This is a genomic window from Bacillus sp. M13(2017), assembly GCF_002218325.1.
Classification (GTDB): domain Bacteria; phylum Bacillota; class Bacilli; order Bacillales; family Bacillaceae_G; genus Bacillus_A; species Bacillus_A thuringiensis_K.
The window spans coordinates 35,848-55,357 of record NZ_KZ268500.1 but is presented as its reverse complement, the minus strand read 5'-3'; the positions used below and the strand labels follow the sequence as shown (position 1 = coordinate 55,357).

Sequence of the window (19,510 nt, the reverse complement as noted above, 5' to 3'; positions counted from 1 at the left end):
GAGCTTGAATAGTTTCAAGCTCTTGTTTTATCAACTCTCCTCAATATCATCCAATTGAGTCTTATAACATTCATCACACTTTGGCCTCATAGGAAGAATCCCTCTTTCATCAGGTAATAAAACCCTCAAAACTTCTCGATCCATCTCTACGAAAGACTTCATAATAATGGGATAGCCTTCAATTATATTCGTATACTCAATCCCTTGTTCAAACTTTTTTCCGCCCTTTATTTCTTCTATTATGGTACAAAAAACACTATGCGCGACTTCAGGATCCATATTTAATGCTATTTGTAAATCTTGATGATTAAAGTTATCTCTTAGACCATGCGTATGATAATTAGCATGGATGCCATCAATATCTTCTGCTAATATGCTATGCATGTACCATCCATACTCTTGTAGCATATTTTCTTCCCATTCATCTGCATCCTCTTCTAAATCTTCATCAAACAAATTCGGATCATACCACACATCTTCGTAATCTCCATCAATTAAAAATCTCCAACCAGGTGGTAACCCTAAATACTTCTTTATTTCAGGTGCCCATTCATCAATATGTTGAACGTGTAAAGGAAGAAAGAAATCTTCTTCTGTCCCCATTTCTTCACCAGCCCAAATGTACCAACCTGTCGTTCCGTTTTCTATAGGCATTCGTAACCCATTAATCGGAGCGATACCATCTTTCACATTTTGCGCTATTCCTAATTTCAAGTCATTCGGAGATTCTACATACTCCGCTTTATATTTATCACATATACTCCTCTGTTCTTTTATGTATTTTTCCATCCTTTTAGCACACTCCCCAATTTTTGAAAGATAGATTTCTTTGCCGAAGCACTCTCTAACTTCCATACCCCACACGGATTATAAAATGGATCCTCTTGTTCATAACGATTATCTATATAATGAGATAAAAGATACACTGGAGCATCTTCTGTGAAACTAATTGTATCTCCATCTTTCAAATTAGGTTTTTCCAATATATTATGTAGGTTAAAATCATTTAATAAATCTACAGCTACTTCCGGATCTATCCCTCCGTCTAAAACAACGTCTGGTAGATTAAATGCTTGCATTCCACATGAATAGTAGCCGTCCTCTTCATCTCCAACTAAAGTTACAAGGTGCGAATACATTGGGAATATTTCCTTATTCTCTGCAAGCTCTTCCTTTCTTAACTACTTACCTATATTTTACCATTAAGTAAAGATAATTTTATACTTATAATCCTATCTTATCCTTCATACTGGAAGAAACTTTCTTTACTTCTATTTACTCATCAATGTGATTCTTTTTTGTCTATATAAATAAAGAATACCTGTAACTATAAAAACAATCCCGCCAAAATACACACCATACTCTATCGCAACTGCTACAATTCTTTCAATATGTTGTCCAAATAAAGAACCTAGTACGAAATAAACGAGTGTCCAAACAAAGCCTGTCGTATAAGAATACAAAGCATACGCCTTAAATGACATGTTATTCATTCCAACTAAATACGGCACGATATGTCTTACAACTGGTATGAAATAGCTTGTAACTAACGCGTACTGTCCGTATTTATCAACCATTTCTTGTGATTTTATCAAATACTTCGCTTTTTTCTTTTTCATTAATTTATGGAGTACCTTCGTGCCAAATACCTTCCCTAATATATATCCTAAAGAAAGCCCTGATACAACACCTAAATATGTTAATACAAATGAAGGAACAACACTTAATATCCCTACTGAAGATACGAAACCACCGCTCATAACAATCATTTCATCTGGAATTGGCATACCGATAATACCTAACCATAAACAGAAAAATAATGCCCAATAACCGTACTGCTCGATATAGGATAATAATTCATGTAATTCCATTATGCATACGCTCTCCTTAATTCTTTTTTGCAACTAAAGACGTAGGCTGGCGGAAAATTGAGCCATACTTTTTCTAGTGTAATTTCAGGAAAGAAATGCTCTATAAAGCCTTTTTTCACAAGTGAATATTGAAATGTAATGAATTCACCATTCTCATGTATCACTTCCATCGCATTGTTTAAAATGCGCTTTGAAACTTCTTCTGGTAAAGAAGTGAAAGGTAATCCTGATAAAATGTAATCAATGCATTTTATATTGAACTCTTCCATATACTTCTTTATATTTTCAGCTGAACCGTGTACAACTATGACGTTCTGCTCATCTTTAAACTTTCTCTTTAGCTTCTTGCAAAACACTTCATTAATTTCAATAAGAAGAAATATTGTTTCCTTCTTCTTTCTCTTCATAATTTCTTTCGTAAAGACTCCTGTACCAGGACCTAACTCTACAATGCATTTCGCTTTATTAAAATCAATTACATCTACCATTTTCTTTGCTAATATTTTTGAACTTGGCGCAATTGCACCAGTATGTTTCGGATGTTTAATAAATTCATGTAAGAATGTTATGAGTTGCATGTAACCTTCTCCCCATTCGTTCAATAGTTTTTAACTTGTTTCTAAGTATAACTATCATTTCTTAATAAAAATTGAGGAAGTTTCTTAAGATTTTATGAAGAATAAAAAAACAGCTATCCCTATTACGATAGCTGTCCCTTTATTACTTCGCACTCACGATCTTATAATAAGAACGAACTGTTAAGAAGTAATATCCAATATAAATAGCGCCGTATACTCCGATACTAATTAGAAGCGGAATCATAATTTCAAATGGTAGTATGTTCCCTAAACCTTTTAATGCAAACAAGCTGTGCAGGATTCCGATTACTAGTGGAATTGCAAAGATAAAGCTTACTTGTTTTGCAATAGCTTTTTTCATTTCTTGTTTTGTAACCCCGACTTTATGAAGGACAATGTAACGATCACGGTCAGCACTTGCTTCTGTAAGCTGCTTAAAGTAAATGATTGATCCTGTCGCTAATAGGAAGACTAAACCTAAGAATAGTCCGATGAACATCATTAGTCCAGTTGCTTCCAGTCCCATATGGAAACCAGTATAGAAGTCTCTAAATGGTGGTGCCATTTCTGATACACCAGTTGGCATCACTTTTGCTAATTTTTCCGTTAACACTTTACTGTTTCTTTCATCTTTTACATCAATATTTTTTACAATACGTGTTCCAAATGCTTGTTTCGCTTGTTCATACATTTCATCGGAAACGACAACAACTAGTTCACCTAAGTTTGTAATTGCATTATCATTTGCGGCTTGAATCGTTAATTTCTTCGTTTCATTTCCAATTTGGAATACTACTTTATTCCCTTTATATTGAGGGCTAAACTCATGCCCTTCAATATACGAACTATCATATATAATTGCTTCACCAGCAGTTACATTCACTGTTTCTGCCTCAATTTTTTTAGCAAGCTTGTTAAATTCAGATTGAGACATAAATTGATATTTCTCTGAAATCGTGTAATTCATATTAAGAATGAAATCAACTTTCTCTCCTTCAAACTTCCCTTTTACAGGAACTGTCTCAATTTCAACTTGATCTTTGATCGGATGATCTTTCTTCTCTTCTGCAAAAATCGCATTTACTTTCTTATCAAGCTCTGCATCTTTCTTCTCGTAAGAATAACTGTATGGCATAGCTGCTTTTGATTGTGTAAATGTGTTGTAATACATCGTAACTGACGTACCAACCGCTGTTAATGTTACCGCACTTAAAATAGAAATTGTCGCAAGTGACTTTGCATTTCCTTTAATACGATATAGTAGCTGTGACGTCGTTACCATATTCATACCGTTATAAAACGATGATTTATTATTTCTTGCACGTTTCAATACGAATACTGTAAAGAACATAAATAGTAAGTACGTACCTAATACTGTCGCCAGTAAAATATAAAGTGCAACTGCCATAAAGTCTGCATATTTAACGGCCTTCATGTACATTAATGCTAAAAAATAACCTGAACCAATTAAGAAAACTGAAATTAATGCCATAATGACAGATCCTTTTGGCATTGCTTCTCCTTCACGTTCTGCACGGAAAAGTTCAATTAACTTAAAGCGATAAATTAAACGATATCCTTGAAGTGATGTATATAAAATAATCACAAAGAAAATAATTGCTGTATCAATAATGGCAGCCATCGGTACTTCAAAATGAACGTTTAAATTTAATCCCATCATATTTACTAATAACTCAAGGAATAATTTTGAAAGGACACTACCGATCGCAATCCCAATTACTAATGACATTAATCCCATTAACATATTTTCATAAAAGAGCATTTTACCAATTTGTCTTTTACGAATACCTAATAACGAATATAAGCCAACTTCTTTTTTACGTTTACGTGTAAAGAATCCGTTCGAATATATAATGAACACTGCTACGAAAATGATAAGCATCACACTTGAAACTTGGAACGCTCCGCTAATTTTTTTTGAAGCTTCTGCTGCTTTTTCCATTTGTGAATTATATTGCAGTGCTTTAAATGTAAAATAAATAACGATACTAAAAATCATAGATGCAAAATATACAAAGTAGTCTTTAAAGTTCCGCTGTATGTTGCGGAGGGCAATGCTAGATAAGGTCATCAGCCATACCTCCAGAAATAGAAGACATTACGTCAACAATTTTTTGGAAGAACTGTTTACGCGTCGATTCACCGCGGTGTAATTCTTTATATAGCTCACCATCTTTAATGAAAATAACTCGTTTACAATAACTTGCTGCAAATGCATCGTGCGTTACCATTAAAATTGTTGAGTTATCATATTCATTTAACGACTTCATACTTTCAAGTAAATCTGTTGCAGATTTAGAATCAAGTGCTCCAGTTGGCTCGTCTCCGAAAATCATACTTGGATTCGTAACAATTGCACGCGATGCTGCACAGCGCTGCTTCTGCCCACCAGATACTTGATATGGGAACTGACTTAAAATATGATCAATACCGAATTTCTTTGAGATTTCAAGAACGCGGCGATCAATCTCACTCGCTTTCACCTTTGATAACGCAAGTGGTAAAGCGATATTTTCTTTCACCGTTAACGTATCTAATAAGTTATAATCTTGGAAAATGAAACCTAAATGATCACGGCGGAATAACGCTAACTTATCATCATTCATCTTTACAATATCTTTTCCATCAATTAAAATTTCACCGTTCGTCGCATTATCAATTGTAGAAAGAACATTTAGTAAAGTCGTCTTACCAGAACCAGAAGGTCCCATAATTCCAACGAACTCACCTTCTTTTACTTGTAAGTTAATACCTTTTAACGCTGCAAATTTATTCCCACCCGTGTCGTACACTTTTTCAATATTTTTTGCTTCTAACACTGTTTTCATCTCGACATCCCTCATTTCTTCTATTCTCTATTTTCAACTATATACACTCTCTACTCTTGCCACTATCGATGTTTCTTACACAAACATGACAGTTATGTAAGACGCATAAGTAAAGATATAAAAATTTAACCTACTGAACAAAAGTACTTTGTTACTATAACATTGGGATATCATACCATCCATTCATTCTCCTTACAGGAACATTACAATTTTGTAAGGTTAAAAATGTCCCCTACAAAGTTGTGCACGAAATGTCGGATGGAGCTATTTCGTTCCTGCTATTCTATGTACAGAGGAGGTCATAATATGGATTCACTTAAAAATATGAATACTGCAATGCGCTATATTGAAGATAACCTTACGAATGAAATTGATTTTAAAGAAGTTGCGAGGCTAGCTCTCTGTTCTGAGTATCACTTTAAAAGAATGTTTTCGTTTTTAGCAGGTATATCACTATCTGATTATATTCGCTGTAGACGTCTTACTCTCGCTGCCTTTGAACTAAAAAATAGCGATGCAAAAGTCATTGATGTCGCTATAAAATATGGCTACAACTCACCAGATTCATTCGCCCGTGCATTTCAAAACTTGCACGGTATAACACCTTCAGAGGCCCGAAATAGTAGCCATTCTTTGAAGGCTTATTCACCAATGACCTTCCAATTATCCATTCAAGGAGGAAATGAAATGAACTATCGAATTGAAGAAAAAGAGCCATTTCGAATTATAGGTATTACAAAACGAGTACCAATCGTTTTTAACGGTGTAAATGAAGAAATTGCTTCTATGTGGAAAAGTTTAAACCCAGATTCTATTCAAACATTAAAGTCCCTTTCAAACATTGAACCTACTGGAATCATTAGTGCTTCTACTAACTTTTCTGAAGGAAGAATGGAGGAAAAGGGGGAACTCGATCACTACATTGGAGTAGCCACAACGAAAGATTGCCCAGAGCAATTCGCGCAACTTGAAGTTGCTGCTTCAACATGGGCTATATTCGAAGCTGTCGGACCATTTCCTGATGCATTACAAAATGTATGGGGACGTATTTATTCTGAATGGTTCCCTTCTTCGAACTATGAACTAGCGGAAGGACCGGAGATATTGTGGAATGAAAGTAAAGACGTATCCTCTCCGAATTTCAGAAGCGAAATATGGGTACCTGTTTTAAAAAAGTAATATAAGAGGCTAACCTTTTCAAAATAAAGAAGCTGCTCTCCCTTTTTAAAGGAAGAGCAGCTTCTTTATTTTATACTTCTTCTCGACTCGTTCTTATACAAGAAAATAGTAATAATCGTAAGCACTATAATAACTACAAAAGTAAATACTCTGTAGTTCGAGATAGTAGCAGTACCAATTAATAAGGCAGGTATAACCGCCACAATTAAGCCACCAAACATACCAACAAACGATCCTATACTTTGTTTTACTACTTGAGTTTCTGATACCCAATCATAATAACCAAATCGATTATTAATGAAAATCCCCCATACTGCTGAAAATAATGAATATATTATCGGTGTTATTACGATGAAAAAAGAACTCCAAACATCTAGCTTTAACCCGATTATCAGTAATACAGCACTAATAAGTGATGCAGGTATACTCAATGAAAGATTCATAAGAATTTTACTATCATAAATCATCTTTGGCGCTATAGGCAATGATTTAATAATCCATACATTTTTTCCTTCTAAAGACAATGACACACATGTTGTACATGTCATCGAAATCGCTGCTGCAATAGCAAATGGAGCAATCTTTTGCAACAGGGGCTCAATTCCAGGATACGCTATTAATTGGCTTGGTCCTACTACAACTATAGCTAGCGAGAAAGCTAGCGCCATCACAACTCCCATTCCACTATTTATGACATACACTGTAGAAGAGAAGAAACGTGTCAGCTCTTTTTTATACAATGCGACCAATACACTCTCTTTTTTCATGCTATTAATCTCATAATTTGAAAGCATATGATAAGTGGTGATCCCTGTGTTTATTTGCTTATATTTTAACGAAAGTATTTTTACAAAAAGATAATACCAAATCACTGATATCCCCACAAATAAGATGAAAGCTACCATATCAGCATTAACAATTGCTTTTTGAAACATGTTAGCTAATGGATACACTTTAGTTAATTGCTCCGAAACAATTGCACCAATTCCGTTCATATCATTAAGGCTATATTGAGCATTTCCGTTTTTTAGCATAAAGGAACCGAATGTAATAATTACTATAAAACTTAAAATCGTAGTTATTTTATTCGTATTTTTAAATTTAGAAGCGATTGCCGTAATCGAAGCTCCAAAGATTGCTGCGATTGTTGTTGGGATTAAAGATGCGATAAACATACTGATGAACCACATAAAGTAAAAAGAAACTGATGGATTTTCATGTATACAATACACAACTCCCATTGGTAGCATGATTATGATTGAAAAGATTGTATTCAGCAAGTATAAATACAAAAATCTACTTGCAATAACAGTACTTACGCGAATCGGCAATGACATTAAAAAATCGTAATCCTTAAAAGCAAAAATTTCTCCATTTGCCTTAAATATAGTGAAAAACAACGTTAATACACTGCTAATAACTAGTGCATAGACGGGAATAATTTCACTCATTCCTAGTTTTACCAACCCATATGCCGAAGCTCCGCAATATAACATTAACATGACACCAACTAGAGCAATAGATGCTGTCAGCAAAATCTTATTCTGCTTCTTTTTCTTATCTTTTTCGTATTTAAAGGTGTTTAAACCGAGCTGCGTTATCAACCGAATTTTCAAAAGACCTAAACTATTAGTATTCATTAGCAAGCTCCTTCATAAAGAGCTCTTCCAATGAGCCTTCCTTTATTAAAGAATTTACTTCTCCTGAAAGTGCTAATTTCCCTCTATTAATCATCGCTACTTTATTACATAACTTCTCAGCTACATCTAAAACGTGCGTAGAAAAGAAAATCGCACTTCCTTTTTCACAAAGCTCTTTCATAATACCTTTCAATACTACTGCTGCCTTTGGATCAAGACCAACGAAAGGTTCATCTAAAACTAATAATTTCGGTTTATGTAAAACCGCCGATATAATCGCTACTTTTTGTTTCATGCCGTGTGAATAAGAAGATATTAAATCCCCTAAGTACGGTGTAATCTCAAAAGCATCCCCATACTTCTGTATCTGTTCTTCCCGATCCCTCGCAGGCACTTTAAACACATCCGCAACAAAGTTCAAATATTGAATTCCTGTTAATTGCTCATATAAATCTGGATTATCAGGAATATACGCCATTACTCTCTTACATGCAATCGGATCCTTTTTTACTGAATGTCCATCAACAAAAATTTCACCCTCTTCAAAATCTATAACTCCTACTAACGACTTAATTGTTGTACTTTTCCCCGCACCGTTATGTCCAATAAATCCAAAGATATCCCCTGCTTTAACAGTAATATTCAAATGATCAACTGCTTTCTTACCGTCTTTATATGTCTTGCTAAAATTTATAATTTCTAGCATGTAAATCCCCCCAAATCACCTTTTCGATTGAATTTTCAGACCTTAAAACGAAAAATTTACTCAGTGAGCTTTTCATTATTCCCACTGAGTATTAAAATCTCTTAACACATAGAAACTATAAATATAAAATTTGACTAATATAACTCACATTTGTATTTCTTTTTTATACAAAACGTAAGAATATAAATTCGTTATAATGACAGCAACTACTATAATCCCAAGCATTATATAAGTTCTCCAATCAGCCGGAGCGAAAACACTTATAATCATAATAACTCCTAACGCCACAAATACTTTTCCGCTAAACCGATGTGTTTTCCGCCATACTTCTTCATTACTTAACGTCCATGGATTACGCATCCCGACAAAAAAGTTTGGCTTACACTGTGGTAAATAATTACCCATTACTAAAAATAAAACACCAACTAATAATTCAGGCACCCGATTAATGAATAAGTTATATCCTAATCCACTTGTAATAATATCTATATTTCCTACAAATAGTAGCAATAGTACCCCATTATTCATCATCATAAAGGCTTTAGAAAATTTCTCGTAATTTGCTTTCCTTGGATCAATCTTTGGTATCACATTTAGAAATATATATAATGCAATCATAATTCCGACCATAGAAATCATTCCGTAAAATTTAGACGAATATCCATCTACCTTACCGCCGCTCCAATGCGTTGCAATTGTATCCGGCAAATGCGGCCAAGCAAACGCCCAAGCTAAACAAGTTATAACAATTAATAAGATTGCAAAAAGATGTTTTTTCATTTCCCCTCTTCCCCCTTATTCGTAAATGTAAACACCCAAGTCAACAAATCTTGAAAGACCGTTGTGTTTAAAGAGTACACAACGAATTGCCCTTTCTTTTCATCTTGAATAAGTTCAGCATTTTTAAGTGCGCTTAAGTGGTGTGAAATACTTGGTTTTGTCATATTGAAATGTTCAGCAATCTCACCTGCGGTTAGATCGCCTTCTTTTAATAAATCTAAAATTTTTCGCCTTGTTGGATCTGCTAATGCTTTGAATGCTTGATTCAATGTCTTTCTTCCCCTCATTAATTAGACATTTAGATATTTATCTAAATGTTAAAATGATTTTAGTTAATTGTCAATTATCTATACGCCCCTTTTTATTTTGTACCCTACGCCAATTACTCTATATTGAATAAAATCTAAAGAGTACGCAGGTTAAAAAGGAAAGCAGCTCTTCTGCTTCTTTTCTTAATAATACTTTTTCTGGAACTTCTACAACAGGATCATCACTTAGTTGTTGTTTTTCAAATAAGCGCATCCTCTTCCATATGTGTTTTCTCCATTGACTAATCTGTTTGTAAACAATTCCATTCAACCAAAATAGAAACGGTCTAGATTGATCATATGTTGAAATAGATTTCCAAAGTTGAAAGTAGATTTCATTTACGATTTCATTTGTATCATGCCGATTTTTAACTATAGCAAAGACGGTTTCATAGATTCTCTGACTTGTTAAGTTAAATATAAATTCAAAAGCCTCCTCATCACCTTTTAATAAGCGTTCTATCCAGGTATGTATATCTTCATTACTTGCCAAGTAGTGCCCCCTCCTTAACGATGTTCTCACTATATATTGGACGGTAAGCAAAATAAAGTTCCAAATTTCATAAAAAAATATAATACTTTTATCCATTCATATATTTAAAAGGAAAATATATTGAATTATTCCTATAATACTTTTTACTTTTCTCATTTTTAACCTATACTGTTTACTAGCTTATCTTTCAACATAATGAAAAGACTTGAAACACATGATACACTATAGCTACAATTGTTTTTTTGAGGAGGAATATACATATGTATAAAATTTTAATCGTTGAAGACGATCCAAATATTTCATCATTACTACAATCTCACATTCAAAAATACGGCTATGAAGCTGTTGTTGCAGAGAATTTCGATGATATTATGGAATCGTTTAACGCAGTGAAACCACATCTTGTTTTACTTGATGTAAACTTACCGAAATTCGATGGGTTCTACTGGTGCCGCCAAATTCGTCATGAATCTACTTGTCCTATTATTTTCATTTCAGCTCGTGCAGGTGAGATGGAACAAATTATGGCGATTGAAAGCGGTGCGGATGATTACATTACAAAGCCGTTCCACTACGATGTTGTAATGGCGAAAATTAAAGGACAATTACGCCGTATTTACGGTGATTATGCACCAAATATTTCTGAACGTATCGTTGAAGTAGAAGGTTTAAAACTATTCCCTGAACGTCCAGAAATTCATTTTGGATCTGAACAAGTTCTTTTAACGAAGAAAGAGGCAATTTTAGCAGAAATGTTATTATCTAAATTCCCTCGTACAGCGAGCCGTGAAGATTTATTAGCTGCGCTTTGGGATGACGAAAGTTTTGTTGAGGAAAATACATTAAACGTAAACATTACGCGTCTTCGTAAAAAGTTTAATGAACTTGGTATTGAGAATTCTATTGAAACAGTACGTGGACTTGGGTATCGTTTTAACGCAACTTGGAGTGAATAAGCATGAAGCTATTTTTACGTGATCATTTTGCATTTTTCCTACTGTACGTATTAAACTTCGGTATCATCTTCGTTCTTTATGATGCAGTAGATGGATTTCAAAACAATAAATTTTACTTCGTCGTTTTAAGTTTATACTTATTTATTTGTTTCCTCGCTTATCGTTACGTTCGCAATCGTAGAATGTACCATAGATTAAGTGAGCAACCAGAAAAGATGGAAGATGCGTTTATTGAAAGAGCGACTGCTCCGATGCCTCACGGTGTCAATGAACTCGTGCGTACGCAGTACCGCCTCTTCCAAAAAGAACTACAATCGTATGAAGTAAAACAACAAGAACATCAATTATTTATTAATCATTGGGTACATCAAATGAAGACACCTGTATCCGTTATGCAGCTTATGGTGCTCGAAATGGAAGATGAGCATTTGATTCCGAAATTCAAAAAAGAATTAGAACGATTAAATCAAGGACTCGATATGGCTTTATATATGGCAAGGCTAAATAACTTCCATGAAGATTTCCATGTTGAGACAATTTCATTAAAAGATACAGTAACAAAAAATATTAACGGATTAAAAGAACTATTCATTCGTAATGGTGTCTTCCCTGTTTTAGAAGTCCATTCGGATTTAAAAGTTGCTTCTGATGCGAAATGGCTAAAATTTATCATCTATCAGTTAATGACAAACGCTGTTCGTTACTCTGGGGAACGCGGAAAGAAAGTTTTCTTATCTGCTTACCGAAACGGAAAAGATATTATTTTAGAAGTTCGTGATGAAGGTGTGGGTATTCCACAAGAAGATATTCGAAGAGTATTTGAACCGTTTTACACTGGGAAAAACGGTCGTGCATTCGGAGAATCTACTGGTATGGGACTTTATATTGTAAGTAAAATTTGTGATTACTTAGGTCACTCTGTCAAACTAGATTCTGAAGTTGGTAAAGGAACGACGATTAAAATCATCTTCCACAACGCTGCAAATAATCAAGCAGAACATACGGAGAAGGTGACCGAAGCATGATCGTAACATATGTAAGCGAAATGTATGAGAACTCACTCTCATACATTTTTTGCAATACAACTACTTCTATATCTTCTAGCCGGAGGTATAATTTATGACATTTTGGCAATTTGCATTTAAAAATGTAACGCGTAATTCAAGAGCTTATTTTGCTTACTTTGTAAGTGGTTCCTTTTCCATTGCTGTTTTCTTTTCGTTTGCTGTTTACTTATTCCATCCGAAATTACAAAACTTTGACATGACCTCTGAAATTTCAGGATTAATGATATTTTCAGAAGTAGTAATTGTATTTTTCTCTTTCTTCTTTTTACTATATTCCATTGGTACTTTTTTAAAAGTTAGAAAAAAACAATTTGGTATTTTGACCATTTTAGGAATATCGAGAAAACAATTACATCGTCTTGTTTTTATGGAGAATATGTTAATCGGGGTTTTATCTATCTTTTTCGGCATGCAGTTTGGAGTTGTTTTTTCTCAATTTTTCTTATTAGTAACAGCCAAACTTACGCATATTCCAGGAATATATTTATACGGTCCTACTAAAGCGTTTATTTTAACAACTATTGTTTTCCTTAGTCTTTTTATCACTGTATCTGCATTCACACCAATGCTTATTCGTACAAAAAAAGCGGTACACCTTTTAAAAACAAATGGTGGAAAACAAAAAGAAAGAAAACCATCGATACTTGTTTCATTATTTGGTGCGATTTGTTTATTTGGTGGTTATGCGTTAGCTGGAAATCCTAAATATTTTGTATCAGTAAGCCCGCAAATCGGTGTTATATATATGGTTTCAAGTATTTTCGTTATCCCAACGCTTGTTACAGTCGGAACATATTTCTTCTTTTCACAAATTAGTTTCTTACTTATTTATATTTTAAAGAAAAAAAGGAAGTTTTATATGAAACGGATTAATATGCTTTGGATTTCGGATTTAGCGAGCCGTATTCGAACGAATATTAATATGCTTTTTATTGTAGCGATGCTATCTACTATCGCTTTCACAATGATTACGTTTCTATATGGATTCGGAAAATTTATTAAGCTAGAGGTTAATAGAACTTCTCCTTTCCCAATTTCTTATTTTTCTTATGATGCGAACCCTTTTGTTACAGAGCATTTAAATTGGCTTGAGCAACAATTACAAAAAGAGCATTTCCCTTATCAAAAAATAAAAGCTGATATATATGAAACACCACTAAAAGAAGATAAAGATATAGCTATTTATAATGACGTATACGCAATTAAGCAAAGTGACTATAACAAACTTGCAGATTCTTTACGAATGAAACAACTATTTATGGATGATAACGAAGCATATGTGCTAACAGGGACATCTTATATCACCATATTCAATGAATTTGAGCAAAGCTACAAAAGAGATTACATTACACTCTCTAGTACAAATACGAAATTACGAGTAAAAGGCTATGAGCATGTAAACGCAATCCCATCTGACTTTTCATATCAAACGATAGTGTTGCCTGATATTATCGTAAATAACTTACCTAACACCGTAAAACATATATCAGCATACAATTACAAAATTCAAAACTGGGAACAGACATATGAAATTGCTGATAATTTTATAGAAAAAGTGCAAAAAGATCGAAATAAATTCCAGTATGAAGGGCCTCTTATTCGTTCCTTTGAATCAGCAGGATCGTTATACAAAATAACATCAGGCAGTGCGGCATTCTTCCTAATCGGGACATTTTTAGGAGTTATTTTCTTCATTGGCGCTGGTAGCGTTCTTTACTTTAGAATGTATACAGACTTAACGAACGAACATGAGAAATATATAACGATTTCTAAAATTGGTGTAACAGATACAGAGATGAAACGATCTTCAACCATTCAACTTAGTATTTTATTTTTCGTTCCGTACATTATGGCATCCATTCATACAATGTTTGCAACGAAAATGCTACAAGATGTAATTGGTCTATCTTTGTTCAAAGAAGTTTCAGCCGTTCTTATTATTTTTGGATTCGTTGAAATTATCTTTTTCTTCTTCATTCGTTCACTTTATATGCAAAAATTATCACAGTATACGAATGGTTAACATATTAAAAAAGTTATCACATGAGAAGGTGGGATCTCATCCTTCCTTTTTCATGCTCATTCTAATAGGAGGTTTAGGTGAATGACATTTTGGCAGTTTGCCTTTAAAAATGTGACGCGGAACGCCAGAGCTTATTTCGCCTATTTTGTAAGCAGTGCGTTTTCCATCGCAATTTTTTTCTCATTTGCAGTTTATTTATTTCATCCTAAATTGCATATGACAGACGTGAATGTTGCTCTGAACATATTAATGACAATTTCAGAAGTTGTCATTGTATTCTTTTCGTTTTTCTTTTTACTATATTCAATCGGTACCTTCTTAAAAGTACGAAAAAAGCAATTTGGGATTTTAACAGTACTTGGCATATCTCAAAAACAATTAAAGAGACTCGTATTTCTAGAAAACATGCTAATTGGTGTTCTTTCCATCTTTTTCGGCGTTCAACTTGGACTTGTCTTCTCGCAGTTCTTTTTGTTAGTTACCGCCAAAATTACACACGTACCTGGTTTATATTTATATGGGCCTACAAGTGCTATCGTTTTAACTATCATCATCTTTCTTGGGCTCTTCATTCTCGTATCATCTTTTACACCGATGCTCATTCGTACGAGAAAAGCCGTACGTCTTTTAAAAGAAGGAACAAAACAAAAAGAAAGAAAAGCATCCGTTCTTATCTCTCTATTTGGTGCGATGTGTTTAATATGTGGATATACGTTAGCCGCAAATCCGCTGTATTTTATGTCGCTAGGTGACATCATTGGGCTTTTATATGCCGTCTCTAGTATATTTGTCATCCCATCGCTTATTGCAGCTGGAACATACTTTTTCTTTTCACAAATTAGTTTTTTACTCATTCGTATATTAAAAACGCGAAGAACATTTTATATGAAGCGAATTAATATGCTTTGGATTTCTGATTTAGCAGCGCGCATTCGGACAAACATTAACATGCTCTTTATTGTAGCGATGCTATCAACACTTGCTTTTACTATGATTACATTCTTATATGGTTTTGGTAAATTTATGAAGTTCGATACAGTAAGAGAAAATCCTTTTCCTTTTACATATTTATCACATACTGAAAATACGTTAGCAGATGAACATTTAAATTGGTTAAAACAAAAGTTTAACGAAGAGCAATTTACTTATAAACAATTTAAAACGGATATATATGAAGTATCTTCAGCGGAAGAAAATTCGCAGCTCTATTATGCAATTAAACAAAGTGACTATAATGTACTTGCTAAGGCTTTAAATTGGGAAACGCTCACAGTAAATAAGAATGAATCTTATATTCTTATGAAAGACTTAGATGATCAAGTTATTGGAACGCTTCATAATAAAGACAAGAAAAATACTCTTACACTTACTCAAAACAATTTACAACTACAAGTGAAAGAATATAAAAGTTATAACCCATTCCCAAATCGCTTAATATACCAATTGCTCATACTATCTGATGAAAATGTAGAAGCATTATCCTCCGTTTCAAAACAGATGAGTGTATATAGCTTTAAAGTTAAGGACTGGGAAAAAGCTAATAACATCGGCTCGTTATTCATAGACAAAATTAATACCGACGGGAACAACATTCAAGCAGAGCACAAGCCTTTCCATGCAAGTGAAGCGAGCGATTCTCTATACACAACAAAACAAAATGTCGCTTCGTTCTTCTTAATTGGTACTTTCTTAGGTGTTATTTTCTTTATTGGTGCTGGCAGTGTCCTTTACTTCAGGATGTATACAGATTTAACAAATGAACAAGAAAAGTATGTAACGATTACAAAAATCGGTTTAACAGAAGCTGAGATGAAACGATCTGCTACAATTCAACTTGCGATTCTTTTCTTTGTTCCATACATTATGGCATCGATTCATACGATGTTTGCGACAAAGATGCTACAAGAAGTTTTACATCTCTCGTTCTTCGCTGAGATTACAGTCGTACTTATGATTTTTGGAACGGTTGAAATTTTATTTTTCCTTTTAATTCGTTCCTTTTATATGCAAAAATTATCACAACACATTAAGTTTTAAAAAGTAGAAAGGTGATTACTATGGAAGAAGTATTACACATAAAAAACGTCTCAAAAGTATATGAGGGAAAAGTCCCTCATACTGCTTTAAAAAATATAAATTTACACGTGGATAAAGGGGAATTCGTTGCCATTATGGGACCATCTGGTAGCGGGAAATCTACGTTTTTAAACGTTATCTCTACAATCGATTCTCCGACTTCTGGTGATGTCGTGATTAACGGAAAAAAACCGCACACATTTCGTAGAGAGAAGTTAGCTATTTTCCGAAGACAAGAGTTAGGATTTGTTTTCCAAAACTTTAACTTACTAGATACACTAACAATCGGTGAAAATATCGTACTACCTTTAACATTAGATAATGTTCCATTAAAAGAAATGGATGAAAAGCTTGATAACATTTCAAAAAAGCTTGGAATTGATCATATTTTGGACAAGCGTATTTTTGAAGTTTCTGGAGGACAAGCACAGCGTACTGCAGTAGCACGTGCTGTTATTCATCATCCTTCACTTCTACTTGCCGATGAACCGACAGGAAACTTAGATTCAAAAGCGGCAATTGACGTAATGGAGCTATTTACGAAATTAAATAAAGAAGAAGATGCAACGATTTTAATGGTTACGCACGATCCGTTTGCAGCAAGTTATTGTAACCGTGTTATTTTCATTAAAGATGGAGAGCTTTACAATGAACTACACCGCGGATTGTACCGTGAGAAATTTTATCAAGAAATATTAGATGTTTTAGCATTATTAGGAGGAAGACGTGGATGACATTTTGGCAATTCGCATTTAAAAATGTCTCGCGTAATTCTAAAGCATATTTCGCTTATTTTGTAAGTAGTGCTTTTTCTATTATGGTTTTCTTTTCATTTACTGTATACGCGTATCATCCACGCTTACAAATTATGAATAAATTACAGGAACAAGATCCACTGATGAACTTAGCCGGCATGGCACAGTTTGTTATCGTTTTGTTCTCGTTCTTCTTTCTCTTATATTCAATCGGAACATTTTTAAATGTTCGGAAGCAGCAATTCGGCGTTTTAACTGTTCTCGGTATATCTCAAAAACAATTAAAACGTCTTTTGTTTACTGAAAATATGATTATTGGAATGCTCGCTATTTTTGCTGGTATTCAAGGCGGTCTTGTTTTTTCTAACTTTTTCTTACTCGTTACTTCTAAATTAACAAACGCAAAAGGCCTCTATTTATATTGGCCAACAGAAGCTATTATCGTAACGACAATAACTTTTATTATTTTATTTCTCATCGTATCTACGTTTACACCGATGTTTATTCGTACTCGTAAAACAACTCGATTAATTAAAAATAGTAAAAAGGAAAAAAGCGAAAAAAGACCGTCTATACTCATTTCATTATTTGCTTTAATTTGTTTAGCACTATGCTATTATATCGCTGGTTATCCGCAAGGCTATATAACAGAAAAAAATGCACAAAATGGATCTGTATTCTTAATTATGCTATCTATTTTACCGCTCGTAGTGGTAGGAACATATTTATTCTTTTCACAAACATTTCTTCTCTTTATCTTTATTTTGAAAAAGCGGAGAAAGTTTTATATGAAGCAAATAAATATGTTATGGATTTCAGATTTAGCTAACCGGACTCGTAGTAATATTAATGTACTCTTTATCGTTTCTATGCTATCTGCACTAGCATTTACGATTATTATTGGTTTATTCGCTGCTAATAACAATACAACAGCATCGGTACTAGAACGATATCCCGTCCCCTTCACTTATACATCAGAAGGTGACAATTCCCTTGAACAAAAGCATATTACTGCAATTGAAACTGAGCTTACAAATAGTAATTTTCAGTACAGAAAATATAAGTTTACAGTAGTAAAAGATACAGCTTCAAAAGAAGACATTATGCTTATGAAGATGAGTGATTATAACGCAATTGCTAAACAATTGAAAAGGCCGGAAATAACAATTGATTCTACAGAAGTGTATATTATTTCTCGCCACTCACCAGAACTTCTCAATCTCGTATCTAATCCATTTGCAAAGCATAATACGATTACACTTGGATCTAATAAAAAAGAATTTCATATTAAAGGGTTTATTAATAAAGGAATAGAACCATCCTTTGCATTCCCACATTTAGCTGTCGTACAAGATTATGTATTTGATAATATGATTCCTCATATTGAAACAACCGTAATCTATAACTACTTCGTAGAAAACTGGGAAAATGCAATCGTTCCAACAAAAAATATGTTACGTGTTATTAGTGGCGATGCACGTAAGTTCTACGAAAAGCATACAGAAGAGAACGCTCAAGTTCCTTTCTTCATATATACAGCTACGGATGAACTCATTTACGGTAAAGGGAATGCAGTTGCTCAATTCTTTATTTGGGCATTTCTTGGCTTTATCTTCTTTATCGGTGCGGCTAGCGTTTTATATTTCCGTATGTATAACGACTTAACAACTGAAAGACAAAAGTATATTACGATTACAAAACTTGGCTTAACAGAATCAGAAATGTTTCGTTCTGCAACGATTCAATTAGGAATATTATTTTTCGTTCCTTATATTGTTGCTGGTATTCATACAATATTCGCCATTAAGTTTTTACAAAGCATGTTTTCTTTCTCATTACTGAAAGAGACATGTATCGTACTCACTTTATTCGGGATTATTGAGATCATTTTCTTCTTCTTAATCCGATCTCTATATATTAATAAATTATCACAACACATAAAAATATGAATAAAATGGCCTTGTGCAATACGCACAAGGCCATTTTCAATAGTTTTTAATTAGCAGCAATATCCACCGTAGCCGCCAGCATAACCGCCGTAACCACCATAACCACAAGAACCGCCACCGCCGAAGCAGCTAGCACCGATGATGATTAATAAAATAAACAATACGATTAGAAGCGCAAAACCGCCGCCGCAACCATGTCTGCGGTTACAATCATCATGTCTGTGTTCACACTTTTCGCTCATTACCCTATTCCTCCTTTAGTATCATTCATAACAAGTTC

General features: G+C 33.8%; 18 protein-coding genes and 1 pseudogene. 7 read left to right on the top strand and 12 right to left on the bottom strand.

All coding sequences use genetic code 11. The features are described from left to right. Positions 1-30 precede the first annotated feature (30 nt). From CGQ22_RS00380 to CGQ22_RS00355, 6 genes and pseudogenes are all read right to left on the bottom strand, one after another. Positions 31-789 carry a DUF4262 domain-containing protein gene (locus CGQ22_RS00380; protein ID WP_089148184.1) on the bottom strand — a complete coding sequence of 253 codons (759 nt, stop codon included), beginning with the start codon at positions 787-789 and terminating at the stop codon, positions 31-33. Next, a pseudogene (locus CGQ22_RS00375) lies at positions 774-1,172 on the bottom strand (DUF4261 domain-containing protein); the annotation flags it as partial. The pseudogene CGQ22_RS00375 and the gene CGQ22_RS00380, both read right to left, overlap by 16 nt. Positions 1,173-1,271: 99 nt before the next feature. Beyond that, a complete protein-coding gene (locus CGQ22_RS00370) occupies positions 1,272-1,871 on the bottom strand; it encodes a DedA family protein (protein ID WP_000418939.1) in 600 nt (199 codons plus the stop codon). Further along, positions 1,871-2,449: a class I SAM-dependent methyltransferase gene (locus CGQ22_RS00365; protein WP_089148182.1), complete on the bottom strand. Its 579-nt coding sequence runs from the start codon at positions 2,447-2,449 to the stop codon at positions 1,871-1,873. Before CGQ22_RS00365 ends, CGQ22_RS00370 begins: the two co-directional genes overlap by 1 nt. A 142-nt stretch (positions 2,450-2,591) precedes the next feature. Continuing rightward, complete coding sequence (locus CGQ22_RS00360) at positions 2,592-4,541, bottom strand: ABC transporter permease (RefSeq protein WP_089148181.1); 1,950 nt, start codon at positions 4,539-4,541, stop codon at positions 2,592-2,594. Then, positions 4,528-5,298, bottom strand: coding sequence for an ABC transporter ATP-binding protein (locus CGQ22_RS00355; RefSeq protein WP_000859655.1), 771 nt, complete (start codon positions 5,296-5,298; stop codon positions 4,528-4,530). Before CGQ22_RS00355 ends, CGQ22_RS00360 begins: the two co-directional genes overlap by 14 nt. A 306-nt stretch (positions 5,299-5,604) precedes the next feature. Here CGQ22_RS00355 and CGQ22_RS00350 point away from each other — a divergent pair, with 306 nt between their 5' ends. Beyond that, positions 5,605-6,477 carry an AraC family transcriptional regulator gene (locus CGQ22_RS00350; RefSeq protein ID WP_044584938.1) on the top strand — a complete coding sequence of 291 codons (873 nt, stop codon included), beginning with the start codon at positions 5,605-5,607 and terminating at the stop codon, positions 6,475-6,477. A gap of 65 nt (positions 6,478-6,542) precedes the next feature. Here CGQ22_RS00350 and CGQ22_RS00345 read toward each other — a convergent pair whose 3' ends face one another. From CGQ22_RS00345 to CGQ22_RS00325, 5 genes are all read right to left on the bottom strand, one after another. Further along, positions 6,543-8,117 carry a hypothetical protein gene (locus tag CGQ22_RS00345; RefSeq protein WP_001095682.1) on the bottom strand — a complete coding sequence of 525 codons (1,575 nt, stop codon included), beginning with the start codon at positions 8,115-8,117 and terminating at the stop codon, positions 6,543-6,545. Then, positions 8,107-8,823 (bottom strand): ABC transporter ATP-binding protein, encoded by a 717-nt coding sequence (locus CGQ22_RS00340; protein ID WP_000889756.1) that lies wholly within the window; start codon positions 8,821-8,823, stop codon positions 8,107-8,109. The genes CGQ22_RS00345 and CGQ22_RS00340 overlap by 11 nt, the downstream gene beginning before the upstream one ends. 144 nt (positions 8,824-8,967) lie before the next feature. Then, the gene (locus CGQ22_RS00335; RefSeq protein WP_046946141.1) at positions 8,968-9,603 is read right to left on the bottom strand and encodes an SdpI family protein; all 636 of its coding nucleotides are present in this window, start codon (positions 9,601-9,603) and stop codon (positions 8,968-8,970) included. Further along, entirely contained in the window at positions 9,600-9,872 is a 273-nt protein-coding gene (locus CGQ22_RS00330; protein ID WP_001070531.1) for an autorepressor SdpR family transcription factor, read from the bottom strand. Before CGQ22_RS00330 ends, CGQ22_RS00335 begins: the two co-directional genes overlap by 4 nt. A gap of 118 nt (positions 9,873-9,990) precedes the next feature. Further along, positions 9,991-10,404 carry a sigma factor gene (locus CGQ22_RS00325; RefSeq protein WP_000157862.1) on the bottom strand — a complete coding sequence of 138 codons (414 nt, stop codon included), beginning with the start codon at positions 10,402-10,404 and terminating at the stop codon, positions 9,991-9,993. Between the two features lie 260 nt (positions 10,405-10,664). Here CGQ22_RS00325 and CGQ22_RS00320 point away from each other — a divergent pair, with 260 nt between their 5' ends. From CGQ22_RS00320 to CGQ22_RS00295, 6 genes are all read left to right on the top strand, one after another. After that, positions 10,665-11,360, top strand: coding sequence for a response regulator transcription factor (locus CGQ22_RS00320; protein ID WP_000276738.1), 696 nt, complete (start codon positions 10,665-10,667; stop codon positions 11,358-11,360). Positions 11,361-11,362: 2 nt separating this feature from the next. Continuing rightward, on the top strand, positions 11,363-12,385 hold the full coding sequence (locus CGQ22_RS00315; RefSeq protein ID WP_000765341.1) for a sensor histidine kinase: 1,023 nt from the start codon (positions 11,363-11,365) through the stop codon (positions 12,383-12,385). A gap of 94 nt (positions 12,386-12,479) precedes the next feature. After that, the gene (locus CGQ22_RS00310) at positions 12,480-14,450 is read left to right on the top strand and encodes an FtsX-like permease family protein (RefSeq protein WP_000145029.1); all 1,971 of its coding nucleotides are present in this window, start codon (positions 12,480-12,482) and stop codon (positions 14,448-14,450) included. Positions 14,451-14,531: 81 nt separating this feature from the next. Next, positions 14,532-16,487 (top strand): ABC transporter permease, encoded by a 1,956-nt coding sequence (locus CGQ22_RS00305; RefSeq protein WP_000144979.1) that lies wholly within the window; start codon positions 14,532-14,534, stop codon positions 16,485-16,487. A gap of 20 nt (positions 16,488-16,507) precedes the next feature. Continuing rightward, positions 16,508-17,260, top strand: a complete 753-nt coding sequence (locus CGQ22_RS00300) for an ABC transporter ATP-binding protein (RefSeq protein ID WP_000393250.1) — start codon at positions 16,508-16,510, stop codon at positions 17,258-17,260. Further along, positions 17,257-19,230 carry an FtsX-like permease family protein gene (locus tag CGQ22_RS00295; RefSeq protein WP_046946140.1) on the top strand — a complete coding sequence of 658 codons (1,974 nt, stop codon included), beginning with the start codon at positions 17,257-17,259 and terminating at the stop codon, positions 19,228-19,230. Before CGQ22_RS00300 ends, CGQ22_RS00295 begins: the two co-directional genes overlap by 4 nt. Before the next feature lie 50 nt (positions 19,231-19,280). Here the strand turns inward: CGQ22_RS00295 and CGQ22_RS00290 are convergent, their stop codons facing one another. After that, a complete protein-coding gene (locus CGQ22_RS00290) occupies positions 19,281-19,472 on the bottom strand; it encodes a YjcZ family sporulation protein (protein WP_001290399.1) in 192 nt (63 codons plus the stop codon). Positions 19,473-19,510 lie beyond the last annotated feature (38 nt).